Source organism: Vibrio sp. SCSIO 43133 (assembly GCF_023716845.1).
Lineage (GTDB): Bacteria > Pseudomonadota > Gammaproteobacteria > Enterobacterales > Vibrionaceae > Vibrio > Vibrio mediterranei.
In genome coordinates, this window is sequence record NZ_CP068024.1 from 1,026,256 (window position 1) to 1,042,639 (window position 16,384).

General features: G+C 44.2%; 13 protein-coding genes. 12 read left to right on the forward strand and 1 reads right to left on the reverse strand.

Annotation, left to right across the window (positions count from 1 at the left end):
• Positions 1-39 precede the first annotated feature (39 nt).
• The 9 genes from JKJ11_RS05055 to purF all read left to right on the forward strand — a co-directional run bounded on the left by JKJ11_RS05055 (position 40) and on the right by purF (position 12,604).
• Positions 40-1,185, forward strand: a complete 1,146-nt coding sequence (locus JKJ11_RS05055) for a 4-phosphoerythronate dehydrogenase (protein WP_252038817.1) — start codon at positions 40-42, stop codon at positions 1,183-1,185.
• Positions 1,169-2,182, forward strand: coding sequence for an aspartate-semialdehyde dehydrogenase (locus JKJ11_RS05060; RefSeq protein WP_124940822.1), 1,014 nt, complete (start codon positions 1,169-1,171; stop codon positions 2,180-2,182). The genes JKJ11_RS05055 and JKJ11_RS05060 overlap by 17 nt, the downstream gene beginning before the upstream one ends.
• Positions 2,183-2,378: 196 nt before the next feature.
• Positions 2,379-6,545, forward strand: coding sequence for a FimV/HubP family polar landmark protein (locus JKJ11_RS05065; protein ID WP_252038818.1), 4,167 nt, complete (start codon positions 2,379-2,381; stop codon positions 6,543-6,545).
• A gap of 150 nt (positions 6,546-6,695) precedes the next feature.
• Positions 6,696-7,499, forward strand: coding sequence for a tRNA pseudouridine(38-40) synthase TruA (gene truA, locus JKJ11_RS05070; protein WP_124940824.1), 804 nt, complete (start codon positions 6,696-6,698; stop codon positions 7,497-7,499).
• A 178-nt stretch (positions 7,500-7,677) separates the two neighbouring features.
• Positions 7,678-8,604 (forward strand): acetyl-CoA carboxylase, carboxyltransferase subunit beta, encoded by a 927-nt coding sequence (accD, locus tag JKJ11_RS05075; protein ID WP_124940825.1) that lies wholly within the window; start codon positions 7,678-7,680, stop codon positions 8,602-8,604.
• A gap of 42 nt (positions 8,605-8,646) precedes the next feature.
• Positions 8,647-9,927, forward strand: a complete 1,281-nt coding sequence (gene folC / locus JKJ11_RS05080) for a bifunctional tetrahydrofolate synthase/dihydrofolate synthase (RefSeq protein ID WP_124940826.1) — start codon at positions 8,647-8,649, stop codon at positions 9,925-9,927.
• A gap of 18 nt (positions 9,928-9,945) precedes the next feature.
• The gene (locus tag JKJ11_RS05085; RefSeq protein WP_124940827.1) at positions 9,946-10,509 is read left to right on the forward strand and encodes an SPOR domain-containing protein; all 564 of its coding nucleotides are present in this window, start codon (positions 9,946-9,948) and stop codon (positions 10,507-10,509) included.
• A gap of 61 nt (positions 10,510-10,570) precedes the next feature.
• Positions 10,571-11,059, forward strand: coding sequence for a CvpA family protein (locus tag JKJ11_RS05090; protein ID WP_006071324.1), 489 nt, complete (start codon positions 10,571-10,573; stop codon positions 11,057-11,059).
• 36 nt (positions 11,060-11,095) lie between these two features.
• A complete protein-coding gene (purF, locus tag JKJ11_RS05095) occupies positions 11,096-12,604 on the forward strand; it encodes an amidophosphoribosyltransferase (RefSeq protein WP_006071323.1) in 1,509 nt (502 codons plus the stop codon).
• 78 nt (positions 12,605-12,682) lie between these two features.
• Here purF and JKJ11_RS05100 read toward each other — a convergent pair whose 3' ends face one another.
• A complete protein-coding gene (locus JKJ11_RS05100; RefSeq protein WP_006071322.1) occupies positions 12,683-13,558 on the reverse strand; it encodes a LysR family transcriptional regulator in 876 nt (291 codons plus the stop codon).
• 354 nt (positions 13,559-13,912) lie between these two features.
• On the opposite strand from JKJ11_RS05100, the gene JKJ11_RS05105 reads away from it, so the two are divergent.
• The 3 genes from JKJ11_RS05105 (at position 13,913) to apt (ending at position 16,383) form a co-directional block, all read left to right on the forward strand.
• Complete coding sequence (locus tag JKJ11_RS05105) at positions 13,913-15,016, forward strand: response regulator (RefSeq protein WP_062460396.1); 1,104 nt, start codon at positions 13,913-13,915, stop codon at positions 15,014-15,016.
• Positions 15,017-15,368: 352 nt separating this feature from the next.
• On the forward strand, positions 15,369-15,704 hold the full coding sequence (locus tag JKJ11_RS05110) for a YbaN family protein (protein WP_420883070.1): 336 nt from the start codon (positions 15,369-15,371) through the stop codon (positions 15,702-15,704).
• A gap of 133 nt (positions 15,705-15,837) precedes the next feature.
• Positions 15,838-16,383, forward strand: a complete 546-nt coding sequence (gene apt, locus JKJ11_RS05115; RefSeq protein ID WP_006071318.1) for an adenine phosphoribosyltransferase — start codon at positions 15,838-15,840, stop codon at positions 16,381-16,383.
• The last annotated feature ends 1 nt before the right edge of the window (position 16,384 follow it).

Genomic DNA, 16,384 nt, shown 5'->3' on the forward strand with positions numbered 1-16,384 from the left:
TTCATGCCTAGGTAAGGACAACACCCTTTGGACAAAACAATGAAGATTATTGTTGATGAAGCAATGCCTTATGCTGTCGAATTGTTCGAGCAGTTAGGTGAAGTGATAGCGAAACCAGGACGTGAGCTAACTGCTGACGACCTTATTGACGTTGACGCGCTGATGATACGTTCGATCACAAAAGTGAATGAATCGTTGTTAGAAAAAGCGAACAAATTGAAATTTGTCGGTACAGCGACAGCAGGCATGGATCATGTTGATCAAGCATTGTTGCAACAGCGTGGTATCTTTTTCACTGCTGCGCCAGGTTGCAATAAGGTTGGCGTTGCGGAATACGTGATCAGTAGCTTGATGGTTATTGCTCAGCAACAAGGCTTCTGTATTTTTGATAAAACAGTGGGCATTGTTGGTTGTGGTCAAGTTGGAAGCTATCTCCAAAAATGTTTACAAGGTATTGGTATTAAGGTTCTGCTCAACGACCCTCTTAAGCAGCAACAAGGCGATAGCCGTGAATTTACCGATCTAGATGTACTGTTGGAGCAATCTGATGTCATCACTATGCACACGCCAATCACACGAGATGGTGAATTTCCGACTCATCATTTAATCGATGAAGCGCGTTTAAACAATTTTAGATCTGACCAAATCTTAATAAATGCAGCACGAGGTCCTGTGGTGGATAATGCTGCTCTAAAGCAGCGACTACTTAAGAATGATGGGTTTACTGCTGTTCTTGATGTGTTTGAGTTTGAACCAGTAGTTGATTTCGACCTGCTTCCTCTGTTAACGTTCGCGACCCCTCATATTGCAGGCTATGGTTTAGAGGGTAAAGCTCGCGGTACCACGATGATCTTCAATAGCTATTGCGAATTTTTGCAGCTATCTGAACGTGCTAACCCAGATGCTTTATTACCTATTGCACCCATTCCACAAATTACATTAGATAGAGAGTGGGATGAAGCGACACTGCATAGCATGACTCAAATCATCTATGATGTACGCAAAGACGACGCAATTTTCCGCCGTGAAATTCACAATGAAGGCGGCTTTGATAAAATGCGCAAAAATTATTGGGATAGGCGTGAATATGGCGCCATCCTTGTTAAGGGTAGCGATTCATGCAATTTAGCACCTTTAGCAGAACTAGGATTTCAAATCGAGGTAACCAATGAGCCAACAATTTAATATTGCTGTATTTGGAGCAACCGGCGCTGTAGGTGAAACTATGGTGGAAGTGCTTCAAGAACGCGAATTTCCAATGGGTGACATTTACTTGCTGGCTAGCGAGCGTAGTGAAGGTAAAACTTATCGCATTAATGGCAAAACCGTTCGAGTAGAGAATGTAGAAAACTTTGACTGGTCTCAGGTTCACATCGCACTGTTCTCTGCTGGTGGTGAGCAATCAGCTAAGTGGGCACCAATTGCGGCCGATGAAGGTGTAGTTGTTATCGATAACTCCTCAAACTTCCGCTATGAGTATGATGTTCCTTTGGTTGTTCCGGAAGTTAATCCAGAAGCGATTGCTGAGTTCCGTAACCGTAACATTATCGCTAACCCAAACTGTTCAACTATTCAAATGTTGGTTGCATTGAAGCCTATTCATGACGCAGTAGGCATTGACCGTATTAATGTCACGACGTATCAGTCAGTGTCTGGCGCGGGTAAAACAGGTATTGATGAGCTAGCGGGTCAAACGGCAATGCTACTAAATGGCAAACCAGTTGAAAATAAAGTATTTAGCCAGCAAATCGCATTTAACTGTATTCCACAGATTGACCAGTTTATGGACAACGGCTACACCAAAGAAGAAATGAAAATGGTGTGGGAAACTCAGAAGATTTTCAATGATGCGAGCATCATGGTGAACCCAACGTGTGTTCGAGTTCCAGTATTCTACGGACATGCTGAGGCGGTACACTTAGAAACTCGTGCACCAATTTCAGCGGAAGAAGTGACGCAACTGTTAGAACAAACGGACGGTATTGAAGTATTCCATGGTGAAGATATGCCAACTCAAGTTCGTGATGCGGGTGGCAAAGACCACGTTATGGTTGGTCGTATTCGCAATGACATCAGTCACCACAGTGGTATCAACCTATGGGTAGTGGCAGACAACGTGCGTAAAGGCGCAGCGACGAATGCGGTGCAAATTGCAGAAGTGTTAATTCGTGATTACTTCTAAACGCGTTACGTTCGATTTAAGTTGATAATTAAAGGCCTCTTGTTAGAGGCCTTTGTTCTGTATAGTGTGACAAAATTGGTACGAATATCATGCTTGAATCATGTTTTTTCAAGGCTGAGCTATAGTTTTGCAGTGATTATCCGATATAGTACCAAGATTAGATTTGTATTTTTTATCGCAGACAGCTGAGCCTTCCATGCATCATTTTTTAAAGCCTTTGCTGGTGACACTTGCACTAGCAGGAGCGACGACTTCTTTTTCTATCAGCGCTGATACTATTCGATTAACTGGTCCTAACGGTGAAGCTCTGGCTGCGCCACAGTTTTCACAGCCAATTCGTAATCAAGTTACTCCAGATTCTGACACGCCTGCTCGCTATTATGGGCCCACTAAAGTCAACGAAACTCTTTGGTCGATTGCAAGTCGATTTAAACCAGCAGACGCTACCGTACAACAAACGATTTACGCCTTTTATCAACTCAACCCTGCTGTATTTGAGCAAAATAATATTCATAAGCTGGTACCTAACAGCGAGCTACGCATCCCATCTGACGCTCAAATCAATCGTGTCGATTTACAAGAAGCCTTAGCCGTACTTGCTGCCCATCAAAATAAACTCAATTCAGCAGCGACACAGAGACAGGCTAAGGTGGTCGCTGAATCAAAACCTGAGGTAAAACCTGCTGATGTGAAACCAACGGTTGAAACTTCGGCGACAACCAAATCGGTTCCTTCGCAAGTCATGCAAGAAAAAGTTTCGGACATCAAACCTCAAACAGGTTTAGAGCAAGTTATCCCAGCGGCGAAAGGCTTAATTGAGTCGGGTGAGATTAAGCCGCCAGCACAAGAGCTAACTCAAAAGCTTCAGGAAGAGTTGACGCGTTCAGAAAGTGAATTGCTTTCCCTAGAAGAGCGTAATCATCAATTGAGGTTGATGCTGTCAGAAGTCCAAAATGAAGTGGAAGTTCTAAAAACTGAAGTCAGCAACGAAGAGCGCATTCGCACAGAGGTTGAGCGACAGCTCAGTGAAGAGAAACGCAAGCAAGCAGAGATGGCAAGGCTTGCGCCGAGCAAGTTGGATACTTGGTTAGCTAAGCCTTGGTTTGTTGCTTTATTAGCATTTGTTCCTGCATTGCTGATCGGCTTGTTGGTAATGATGGTTTTACGATCTCGTAAGCAAAAGACGCAGATTGCTAGTAATCAAGAAGCCAATACCTCAAACCCGTCGTCTGATGTTGCAGCAGCGACTGCTGGTGTTGCTACTGCAGCTGTTGCGGTTGATGCTCTGGATGATGATAACCCGTTCTCGGATGACCTGCTTGCCGGGATTGAGGAAGATGATGACAGTAGCCAATTAGAGGTAGAGCAACAGCCAGAAGATGATATCTTCGCCGATTTGAATGATAGCGATCTTGATTTCAATTTAGACGATGATGAAGAAGACCCGTTTGCCAGTATCGATGAAGATGGTGAACTGGATATCGGTTTTGTTGATCTTGACGCGAGTAATAACGGTATCAGCGTTAAAGATGGTGAAAAAGCATTAGGTCTTGAAGAAATGGAGCGTGCACTCAACGATGTTGCTGTTCCAGATGCAGAAGATGACCTCGATTTAAACTTGTCTGATACAGATTCAGAGCCTGTTTCTCAACAAGAGCTCGACGATCTATTCGCTGATTTTAACGGCACGTCTAGTACTGAAATGGCTGACCTTGATTCGGAGGAACCTGAAAACTCACTAAATCAAGCGGATATGGACGAGTTACTTGCGGGTGATAGCTTTGATCTAGAAAGTGATGGTGACTTCAATCTGGATGATCTAGATATTGAGACGGATAACAAAACCGCATTAGAGATGACGCCAGAGCAAGCAGATGAACCTGTTGACAATGCCGATATTGATGACCTTTTTGCCCAGTTCTCACAAATAGACGCAACGCCTGAAGCGCCACAGTCTAATACCTCTGAACTGGCACAAGACGAAGAAATCACACTTCTAGACGATATGCTGGACGAGGATTTTGAGCTGTCTGATTTGGATGATTCTGATCTAATGCTCGATGAAATAGTCGATGCTGATGAGAAAGAAGCCACTGACAAGGAGTTTGAATCTTCCGAGAATTTAGACCTAGATGACGTCACTTTACTGGCAGATGAAGACTTAGAGCTTGATGAAAACAATACCGACTTACTTGATGAGTTACTGTTTGAAAGTACGTTAGGCGATTCAACCTCTGATGAGAAACAAGCTGTTGATCTTGACCCGTTTGCCTCTGACGACCTAATCGGCGCAGATATTGATTTAGATAGTGAGATCGAAGACAGCAAACTTGAACTTTCTGACCTTGAGCCATCAAACCTTGAGCCTTCAACAGTAGAAGCCGAATCTCCACTAGCACAACAGCCTGAGAATGACGACGTAATGGCTGTGGCAGAAAGTACTGATGTAGAAGAACGTGCAGATGTAGATAAGTTGGTCGAAGAGAGCACGGCTGCCGCAGCGCAAAATGTAACTGAAGAGCAGCGCTTAGAGGATGACCTCGATCTGGCATTAGATGCTGAGTTGCTACCAGCTACTGCTGAGGCTGAGCAAGTCAATATCGAAGAGCTAGATTCGATGGATGTGTCTTCATCTTCGCAAGCTCCTGCCGGCGAAGCACAATCTCAAGTGGAAGAGCCATCAACATTAGATGACTTAGATAATAATGTTCCTGACGTTGATTCTATTTCAGATGAACAAGGCATTGCTGAACCGTCGTTACCGTCAAGTTTTGAAAGCGAAGTTTCGCAAGAGAACGAGCGACATCACGAGGCGCATCAGCAACAAACGTCAGCCGGTGACAATGCGAGTACTGCATTTGAAGATGAGTTCGACTTCTTTCCTGAAATTGAAGGGGTAGGAGAGTCGGACACAGTGCCGCGTGATGATTCGCAAGAACAGAAAGAACTTGAAGCTTTGATGGCGAATGAGTTTGGAATTCCTCAAGATGATGATTGGTTGATAGATGATGAAAATACTCCATCAACTGCACTAGAAGCCGAAGTGGCGGAATCATCTCAAGAGCAAGAGCAAGAGCAAGAGTCTGACGATGACTTTTTAGCCAAAGCTTTGCAAAGTGAATATAACGAAGAAAATGCTTTCGCCGATGCAGAGGGTGACGCTGAGGATACATTACAGCCGGATTCGGAACTGGCTGCCGATTTTGCTATGGCCGATGATGAACTGCCTGAGTATAGCGAAGAAGATGCGCTTGCTGATGTGTTGGCAGGACAACCAATAGAGCAAGAGGCGTCTGAGCCTAGCGATGTTAGCGAAGCGGAGATTGAAGCTGTACTTCATGACATTGAATTGCCAGAAGAGGTAGAAGTTGCCCACAACACAGAGAGTGACATTGAAACTGCCCCTCAATCAGATGCTACTCAAACGGTGCCGGAACGAGAACCGATTGAAGAGTTTGATTTTCCTGATTACACCGAAGAGGACGCGTATGCGGATAGTGAGCAAGCAGAGCCTGAGCTTGTTCATGAGCCTTTGGTTCAGGATGAGATCACCGATGGCGCTATTTCGTTAGAGGATCTACCGGAATACGATGAGTCACAAGCTGCGGCGGATATGGAGTCGTCCGCTTCTGAACGCGAGCCGAGTTTTGCAGTTGAGCAAGACATGGTAGGTGAAACATTAGATCACTCAGAAATTGATGCTCTAGCAGATGCTTTCTCTATGGTAGACATGTCAGCTATAGAGCAAGAAGGTCAGCTTGGGGAGCTGCTGCAAGAGGGCGAGCAAGCGTTCTCAAATATTAGCCCTGTTGACCAAACCACGGCGGATAGTGCTGGGATGGATTTAGGTGTGATGCTGCAAGACTCTCCAGACCAAGAAGGTGGAGAAGACTGGAATGGTTTCTCATTGACTGATGAGCAGCGAGCATCGATCGATCACCAAATCCCAGATGAAGAACAGGAAATTTGGAACAATACTCATGCTGGATCTTTAGTTGATGCCAGTGAAGAGGACTGGGCTTCCCAAGACCCTGTTGCCGACTTTGAGGACAGCGCAGATCAATTTATGACGATTGATGAGCTGATGGCACAGGTCGACGACAATGCTTCCGCTGATGAGGAAGAAGAGTTGAAATTAGATGTGGGATTGGATGAGTTCCCTGATGTCATTGGTCCTATTACTGAAGTCGATGTTGATTCGGATTCCGAAGCCGCAGGTAACCTTGACCTTGCTAAGATCTATATCGAAATGAACGATTTTGAAGGTGCGGTGAAATTACTTGAGAAAGCGCTACTAGAAGGTAGTGGCAATATTCAATCAGAAGCAAAGGCCTTGCTGGCTAAGCTTTCCGAATACCAGTAAGTAAAAGTGATGTAAAACGGCGGTTGAATGACCGCCGTTTTTGCTTTTACGCTTTGATGACAAAGGATTCACCACACGCGGGTTTATACCTTTATGAGTTGGGTATATACTTTGCCCCCTTTGAAAATTGACAGATAGACAGAGAAAACGATGAAAGTTGCATTAGGTATCGAATATAACGGTGCAAACTACTACGGTTGGCAAAGACAAAGAGACGTCTCTAGTGTGCAAGAAGAACTGGAGAAAGCGCTATCGATCGTTGCAAATCAACCGGTAGAAGTACAGTGTGCTGGTCGAACAGATGCTGGTGTACATGGCACTGGGCAAGTGGTTCATTTTGAGTCTTCTGTCATTCGTAAGCCAGCTGCCTGGACCATGGGCGTGAATGCGAATCTTCCTAAGGATATCGCTGTGCGTTGGGCAAAAGAAGTCCCTGAAGAGTTTCATGCTCGTTTTTCAGCGACCGCTCGACGCTATCGTTATGTGATCTTTAACCACGCGTTGCGACCTGGCATTTTGTCTTCTGGTATTAGTCATTATCATGGCGAAATTGATGCAGAAAAAATGCACCAGGCAGGTCAATATTTGCTGGGCGAAAACGACTTTACCTCATTTAGAGCGGTTCACTGTCAGTCTCGAAGCCCATGGCGTAACATCATGCACCTCAATGTTTCTCGCCATGGACCGTATGTAGTAATTGATATCAAAGCGAATGCCTTTGTTCATCATATGGTGCGTAATATCACTGGCAGCTTGATTGTGGTGGGTAAAGGAGATCAGCCACCAGAGTGGATTGAATGGCTATTGCAGCAGAAAGATCGCAAGCTAGCTGGCGCAACGGCTAAAGCCGAAGGCCTGTATTTGGTAGATGTGGATTACCCAAGTGAGTACCAGCTCCCAGAAGCACCAATTGGTCCACTATTTTTGCCGAATGATTTGAACTCTGGTTGGTAATTGTACTCGAAAATTAGTAGAGACTTTCGGCGTTACAAATATTTATGGCAATGTCACAAGGATAGGTACAACCAGTTTTTTATCTACAGTTAGCCTGTAATATGGTTTAATCCAACGGCATTAATTAGAATTTCAATCTCTCGCCATTAGGCGGGGGTCACAAGAGAAAAGGTCTTCCATGAGTTGGCTTGAAAAAATTTTAGAAAAAAGCAACATCGTTAGCTCGCGCAAAGCGTCTATCCCAGAAGGTATCTGGACTAAATGTACTTCCTGTGAGCAAGTACTTTATCATGCTGAATTAGAGCGTAATCTAGAGGTGTGTCCTAAGTGTGACCACCACATGCGAATGAAAGCGCGTCGTCGTCTAGAAACATTCCTAGATGAAGGCAATCGTGTTGAACTTGGTACAGAACTTGAGCCACAAGACAAGCTAAAGTTTAAAGATTCAAAGCGCTATAAAGAGCGCATCTCTGCTGCTCAAAAAAACAGTGGTGAGAAAGATGCACTCGTTGTCATGCAAGGTGAACTACTAAGTAACCCAGTCATCGCATGTGCATTTGAGTTCTCCTTCATGGGGGGCTCTATGGGCTCTGTGGTTGGTGCTCGTTTTGTTCGTGCAGTAGAAGCCGCTATAGAAAACAACTGTGGTTTAGTGTGTTTCTCTGCCAGTGGCGGTGCACGTATGCAAGAGGCACTAATGTCTCTAATGCAAATGGCGAAAACCAGTGCTGCACTGGAGCGCCTATCTCAAAAAGGTCTACCGTTCGTTTCTGTTATGACTGACCCAACTATGGGTGGTGTATCGGCGAGTTTAGCAATGCTGGGTGATATCAATATCGGTGAACCAAAGGCACTGATCGGTTTTGCTGGTCGTCGTGTTATCGAGCAAACGGTTCGTGAAGACTTACCAGAAGGCTTCCAACGTAGTGAGTTCTTACTTGAGCACGGTGCGATTGATATGATTGTTGACCGCCGTGAAATGCGTCAACGCGTAGGTAGCCTGCTTGCTAAAATGACAAATAAAGCGTCTCCTTTAGTGGTCTCTGTTGAAGATTCTCCAGAAGAACCTACATATGAAGTACCAGAAGCGGACGAAAAAGGGTAAAGTACTCACTAAGTTATCAAACGTTAAGATATTGACGGCTAAATGAGTTCACAATCCATTCCACAAGCCACATCTTCTTTACAGGTGTGGCTTGATTACTTAAATAGTATTCATACTAGTGCTATCGACCTAGGTTTAGATCGAGTTTCGGTAGTCGCCCAAAAAGGTCAATTGACCAAACCTGCCCCAACAGTCATTACCGTCGCTGGCACTAACGGTAAAGGCTCCACCTGCGCGCTTATGGAAGCAATCTTGCTAGATGCAGGTTATTCAGTCGGCGTTTATAGTTCCCCACACCTTATCCGTTACAACGAACGTGTTCGCGTTAATGGTAGCGATCTTCCTGATGAATCACACACTCGTGCGTTTGACTATATCGAAAAGCTACGCGGCGAAGTCAGCCTTAGCTTTTTCGAGTACGCGACGCTTGCCGCATTGCGACAGTTTCAGGAAAACAAAGTGGAAGTGGTTCTACTGGAAGTGGGCCTGGGTGGGCGTCTTGATGCAACCAATGTGGTTGATCACGACGTTTCGGTCATTACTAGTCTTGCAGTAGATCATGTTGATTGGCTGGGTGACGACATCAATGTCATTGGGTTCGAGAAAGCAGGAATCTTTAGAACTGGAAAACCTGCGATATGTGGTCAGCCCAAACCTCCTGCAACTGTACCTGCGCATGCTGATGATATTAAGGCAAATTTCTACCAAACGGGTATTCAATTTGACTACAAACTGACGTCAGAACATACATGGGCATGGCAACATGGCACCTTCATGCTCGAGGATTTGCCCGTACCAGTTTTGCCGCTAATGAACGCCAACACTGCGTTGATGGCTTTAGGGGCGGCTGAATTAGACATTTCCGACGTCAATATCGTGAATGGACTTAAGCAAGCGCGTCTTCCGGGTCGTATGCAGATGCTAACCGGATCGCCAGTAACCATTCTCGATGTAGCTCATAACCCTCATTCAGCAGAGTATCTGGTTGCACAGCTTTCTAAGCATTACCCAAATCGCAGATTTAAAGTCGTGATTGGCATGTTGCATGATAAGGATATCGAAGAGACCATTCGAGTGTTAAACCCATTAACTGAAGATTGGTATCCGGCGTCATTATCAGGGCCAAGAGCGGCGAGTGCAGACGAACTGTGCCAGCATTTAATGTCTGGCAATGCTCTAAATCGATATGACAACCCAGTAAGTGCATATCAAGCCGCGAAAAGTGAAGCAAAGTCAGACGATATGATTTTGGTCGTAGGATCCTTCCATACCGTTGGCGAAGTTCTTGAGCATTGTGAAAAGTTAGACGCTCAAGAGCAATAAAGTAATTAAGGAGTATCAATGGCGAGTAAATTTCAAAGCCGCTTGGTGGGTACCATAGTATTGGTCGCAGTTGGTGTCATCATTTTGCCTGACCTACTTGATGGTAAAAAGCTTCATTACAAAGAAGAGTTTGCCAGTATTCCGCTTAAGCCTGAAATCAGCGCTCAAGTAGAAAGCTTTGAGGTACTAGAGCCAGAAGAAGACACATCGGTGTTACCTGACTCGCCTGTTCAAGCAACAGTAGGGGAAGAGTTGGCTGCAACACCTGAGCAGCAGGCCGAACAAGATCGGCGTGATGTCGTGGATGTTGCAGTGAAAGAAGTGCCTGAGCGTAATGAGTATGCTGATAGTGCATGGATTATTCAGCTTATGGCTCTTAAGAATGCAGATAATGCTCGCGGTCTTGTTGCCGACCTACAAAAACGCGGCTATCAAGCACATGTAAAACAGGAAGCCACCTTTACGCGTGTCATCATAGGTCCAGATGTTTCAAAAAGTAAACTTGAGAAGCAATTGCTAGAATTGGAGAAAATTACCGGTTCAAAAGGTCAATTGCTCAAATTTAAACCACTAAATCCATAAGAAAACGTTTGCGTCGCGGATTTTTCTGTTAAAATGCGCGCCAACTTGAGATGAAGAATTCATGAATTGGTTAGATTTTGTCATTTTGGGTGTGATTGGGCTTTCAGCTTTAATCAGTTTAGTTCGCGGATTTGCCAAAGAGGCAATGTCTTTAGTGATATGGTTCGGCGCATTTTTTATTGCCAGCCAGTACTACGCAAAACTTGCGGTGTACTTTACCAATATCGAAGATGAGATGTTCCGAAATGGCGCCGCAATTGCTGCCCTATTTGTTGCCACACTGATTGTTGGGGCGTTAATTAATTATGTTTTAGGGCAGTTAGTGCAAAAAACGGGTCTATCGGGTACTGACAGAGTATTAGGTATCGTATTTGGCGCGCTTAGAGGTGTGTTAATTGTTTCTGCGGTATTGTTCTTTGTTGATACCTTCACGACACTAAATAGCAGTGAGTGGTGGGAGTCTTCCCAACTTGTTCCGCAATTTAAACTTGTGATACAGCCGTTTTTTGAACACATCGAAGCAACTTCTAGTTTCCTGTCTGGCGCCTAATGGCGCCAGCTAATGTCGCAAATCGAGGATTAGGACATGTGTGGTATTGTTGGAATCGTTGGCTCAACGCCTGTGAATCAGTCTATCTATGACGCTTTGACCGTTTTACAGCACCGTGGCCAAGATGCCGCTGGTATTGTTACCATAGAAAGCAATCGTTTTCGTCTGCGTAAGGCGAATGGTCTAGTAAAAGACGTATTTGAAGCGAAGCATATGCAACGCCTCCAGGGTTGTGTTGGTATTGGACATGTTCGTTACCCTACAGCAGGCAGCTCAAGCGCTTCAGAAGCTCAACCTTTCTACGTAAACTCACCGTTCGGTATCACACTGGCTCACAATGGTAACTTGACTAACGCTCACGAAGTTCGTGAGAAGTTGTTTGAAAAAGACCGTCGTCATGTGAACACTACGTCCGATTCTGAAGTATTGCTGAATGTGCTGGCTCATGAAATTGATACCGTAAAAGGCAATGTAACATCGGATGATGTCTTCAGAGCTGTTACTAATGTGCATCGCACTATCAAAGGGGCTTACGCAGTAGCTGCTATGATTATCGGTCACGGTATGATTGCATTTCGTGACCCTAACGGTATCCGACCGCTATGTTTAGGCAAACGTGATGTTGAAGGCAAAACCGAGTACATGGTGGCCTCTGAGTCAGTAGCTCTTGATGCAGTAGGTTTTGACTTTGTTCGCGATGTTGCTCCTGGTGAAGCGATTTATGTAACGTTTGACGGTGAGCTGTTCACTCGTCAATGTGCTGACAACCCAAGCCTAAACCCCTGTATTTTTGAGTTTGTTTACTTTGCTCGTCCTGATTCATTCATCGACAAGATTTCTGTTTACAGCGCGCGTGTTGAAATGGGTAAGAAGTTGGGTGAGCGCATTCAGCAAGAATACTCAGATCTAGACATTGATGTGGTTATCCCAATCCCTGAAACGTCATGCGATATCGCATTGCAAATCGCTCAGGCTATCGATAAGCCATACCGCCAAGGTTTTGTTAAAAACCGTTATGTAGGTCGTACCTTCATTATGCCAGGGCAGCAGCAGCGTAAGAAGTCGGTTCGCCGTAAACTGAACGCCATTCGCTCAGAATTTAAAGGTAAGAACGTTCTGTTGGTGGATGATTCTATTGTTCGCGGTACAACGTCAGAGCAAATCATTGAGATGGCACGCGACTCAGGTGCTAACAAAGTATTTATGGTCTCTGCTGCGCCGGAAGTTCGCTTCCCTAACGTTTACGGTATTGATATGCCGAGTGCCAATGAACTTATTGCTCACGGCCGTGACAACGATGCTATCTGTAAGCAAATTGGTGCGGACGCACTGATTTATCAAACCATTCCTGACTTAATAGAAGCTGTTGGTCTTGGAAACCCCGATGTGAAATTGTTTGAGGCGTCTGTATTCAACGGTGAATATGTAACTGGCGATATTGACCAAACGTATCTGGACTTCCTTGACTCGCTACGTAGCGATGATGCAAAGACGCAACGTGATATTCAAGCGGATCTAGCAAATCTAGAACTGCATAACGAATAAGCGAACGATGAAAAGAAAAAACCAGAGCAAGCTCTGGTTTTTTTGTGTCTAAATTTTGAAGCCGTTGCTACTGAAATATCAATGAAGTGAGTAATCGATAACAAAGTCGATGAACAGACGGACTTTTTCAGGAAGATGATCTTTATGGTTATAAAGCATATAAATATCGCGAGGGTTGGCACTCCACTCTGGTAGCACTCGAACTAGTTCGCCGTTGTTTATGTACTCTTTTAGCATGACATCGGGCATCAAGGTAATACCCAAACCCGCAGAACATGCTCTGCGAACCACATTTAAGCTATTGGCTTCGAAACGGCCTTTCGTGTTGTTAATAATGGACTCGCCACTGGTATTTTTCAGTTGCCATTTAATTAACGGTGCGCCTTTTAATAGGCGGTGTGTTGATAATTCTTCAGCATGCTTAGGCTCGCCGTTTAATGACAGATAGTCAGGATGCGCAACAAGGATATCTTTGACTGTACTGATCTTACGAGCGATTAAACTTGAATCGCGTTGAGGACCGACGCGGAAAATAACGTCCCATTCCGTTGGGTCTAGTTGATCGGCATGATTGCTCATCGTTAGCTCAAGACTGATGTCTGGGTATTTAGACATAAAGTCGTTGAACATCGGCATCATCATGCGCTTAGTCAAATTAGAAGGTGACGATATTTTTAGTTTACCAGACGCACCTTTGCATTCATCTGCAATATCTTCGGTAGTGCTAGTAAGACGCTGGAGAAGAGGAGAGCACTCATTATAGAAGCGTTCACCCGCTTCAGTTAAAGACAGTTTTCGCGCGTGACGATTCAGTAAACGAAGATTCAAAGAATCCTCTAGAGCCTGTATACGTCGAGTAATTGTTGCAACAGGGATCATTGTCTTACGAGAAGTTGCTGTATAACTCCCATTTTCCACAACAAGTCGGAACAGATTTAAATCGTCAAGTTTCATATATTCAACTATTTGTATTAATTGGCTTTTAGTATAGCTTACACCTTGTCAAGCTGGCGTGGTTAATTTCAAGCGTTGTTGCTAAATAACACAAGTGCTCTCAAGCAAACTAACTTGATATCAAAGGGTTGTTTGATTTTTTCAACTTTAGCTATTGTATTAAAAAAACTCTCCCAAGGGTACATTTGTATAAAAACGAATTTCTGCCTACAGTTAAAATACTCAGGAGCAGTTTGTTCTGCTGCCTGCATATACATATAAATGCATTATTGTAACGTGTCCTACGGTACGACGTTTAATGTAAACCAAAAAATAATAACAACAAGCTCAATCAATTTTGTGAGGCGTAATTTTATGTCTAATACCGACAGTCAGGCTGCTGTGGCTATACCTCATCAGCAACACAGTGCGCGGATTATGGTTGTTGATGATGATCCCGTATTTCGAACCGTTACCCGAAACTTTCTTGAGGCAACGGGCCACCAAGTAACAGAAGCTGGGGATGGATTAGAGGCTTTAAAACTACTGAGTATCACAGAGCCTGACTTAGTGCTTTGTGATTTAGCTATGCCACTTCTTACTGGCATGGAGTTTACCGAAGAGGTGCGCGTAGAGTACCCGTCACTACCGGTTATTGTAATTTCGGCGACGGGTGATATGGCGGACGTTGCTAAAGCGTTACGTATGGGAGTGAAAGACTTCTTAACCAAACCTATTGGTGATTATAAACATCTTACGGAATCTATTAATGTCGTCTTAGAAGAGAGTTCAAGCAGTTGTGAACAATCTGACTTTGTCAGTCGATGGTTTCGTATTGAAGAGTCAGAAGAAGACGGTTCGCAAGAAGAACAAGAATTGCATTGGCACCTACAATATCTCCAGCAAAATCCTAACGCAGCGAGAGAGTTACTTACGGCACTGTTACCTGAAAAAGATTCTGCGTTAGGGGCGTGGAGAAGTAGTTACCGGCTTTTGCAATCGGCTAACACATTACCTCTCGTGTTCGATTACACATGGCTTATGAGCGGTCAGATGGCATTTTATCTGGTCGATGCTTCATCAAGTGACCATGGTGGCGTGGCTAGTACGTTGTTGGTACGGACACTGTTTGATGATTATGTACGCCGTTTGCATCACAACAGTGTCGACCTTAAAGATCTTGCGAGAAATATAGAAAAAGGCATGCAATGCTCGTGCGCTGCATATCCTGTCGAAGCTGTGTTTGGAGTGATTGACTTATCGGAGGGGACCATATCTGTCTTGCCGGCTGGATTGGATTGTCGCTGGGAGAATTCTCAAGCTCATTTCAACATCTCTGGGTCAAATCGTTTGGGTGAGAACTGTTTAAGTAATTTTATGACTAAAGACCTTGCTGTTTTAGAAGGGGGGAAGTTGTCCTTAAGTCGAGTCGGTTCAAGTAGCTTCAGTTGGGAGGTAAAACTTGCTCTGCCGAGCTAAAACAGCGTAGCGGAAGCGCTCTTCAAAAATAACCACACAGTTAGTCTGTTTTTGATTGAATGTAATTGAGATATAGTCAAAGTGTTAACAAAAATGGGAGGCGAAAGCTTCCCATTTTGATGTCTAAAACAACTATACCCAAGAGCAAAGTCATGTCTGATACAGAATTCAAAGAACCATACAACATTTTTTACTTTTTAGGCTTCATTGCCGCATTGCTAATTCCAACGCTTCCCGCTACTCTGACGTGGATTAGAGTTATGAACGGATATGCGGGTTTTTGACCAATACAATAAGTCCAGTTAAACGTTTCTTTTGGAATACGTTAGGCGTTATTTCAGTAATATTGGGTGTGGTAGGCATCGTACTTCCTCTTCTACCCACCACACCTTTCCTACTCCTTGCTAGTGCAAGTTTTTTTCGTGGTAGCCCTCAATTTCATGATTGGTTACTTTCTCATCGTAAACTTGGTCCCATCATCTCTGACTGGGAAAACGATCGCTGCATTAAACGTTCGGTCAGAACCAAAGGCGCAATCTTCATTGTTTTGAGTTTTGCCATCTCCATATTGGTTGTCCAACCAGTATGGTTAAAAGTTGTGCTATTTATTCTGTTTATCGGCGTTTTTACCTTCTTTTTGCGAATTCCTGTGAAACAGCCCGTTGCCGACCACGATGAAAATCACTAACATGTGAAGGTTGTGTGCCCACGCTTAATGTGGGCGTTTTAATTTATACCTACAGAATGAACGTACTCGTGACTATTCGCGACAGCGTACTCTGATCGTCAGGCGTATAAAGACCTTTCCAGAGACCAATACTATGACAATCGATAAAATCTCCCAGATCAAAGCAAGCATCAAAAGCATTCCAGATTACCCAAAGCCAGGCATTCTATTTCGTGATGTAACGAGTCTTATGGAAGACGCAGCAGCTTACAAAGCAACGATAGAGATGCTTGTAGACAAATACAAAGATCAGGGCTTCACTAAAATTGTTGGTACTGAAGCTCGTGGCTTTTTGTTTGGTGCACCTCTAGCACTTGAGCTAGGTCTGGGATTTGTTCCAGTTCGTAAGCCAGGCAAGCTGCCACGTGAAACTGTCGCACAATCATATGAACTTGAATATGGCACTGATACTCTAGAAATCCACACAGACGCTATTGTGGAAGGTGATAAAGTACTGATGGTTGATGACCTGTTAGCAACTGGTGGTACGATTGAAGCTACAACGAAACTTATTCGCCAACTAGGTGGTGAAGTATCTCACGCTGCATTTGTAATCAATCTGCCAGAAATTGGTGGAGATAAGCGCTTAGAAGCACTAGGTATTGAAGTATATAGCTTGTGTGAATTTGAAGGTCACTAAT